General features: G+C 63.7%; 1 pseudogene. It reads left to right on the forward strand.

Annotated features, from left to right (window positions below):
* Window positions 1-299: pseudogene (locus HX846_RS38890) on the forward strand (electron transfer flavoprotein subunit beta); the annotation flags it as partial.
* Window positions 300-397 lie beyond the last annotated feature (98 nt).

A 397-nucleotide genomic window follows, 5' to 3' on the forward strand; every position in this document is an offset into this window, starting at 1 on the left:
TGGATAACGCGGCGCCCAAGCCACGGCAAAGCGCCTACGGCCCGGCGCAACGCGGTGAGCTGACGGCCCATGACGTCGAGGTGTTGGAGGATGAGTTATTCACAGGCGCTGTATTGCAGCCGGCCAAGCCTCGGCCCAAGCGCCTCAAGGTGATCAAGGCCAAAAGCGGTGCCGACCGGATGAAGGCTGCAACGGCCAAGGCCAGCGGCGGCGGTGGGCAGGTGCTCAAAGGCGTGAGCCCGGAAGCGGGCGCTGAAGCCATTCTTAAATTGCTTATAGAAGAAGGTGTAGTGCGCTGATCCACTGTGGGAGCGGGCTTGCTCGCGAAGGCGGGGTGTCCGGTAACTCATGTACCGACTGATACGCCGCTTTCGCGAGCAAGCCCCCGCCCCCCCAG

The organism is Pseudomonas sp. K5002, assembly GCF_013386655.1.
In the GTDB taxonomy this organism is placed as follows: Bacteria; Pseudomonadota; Gammaproteobacteria; order Pseudomonadales; family Pseudomonadaceae; genus Aquipseudomonas.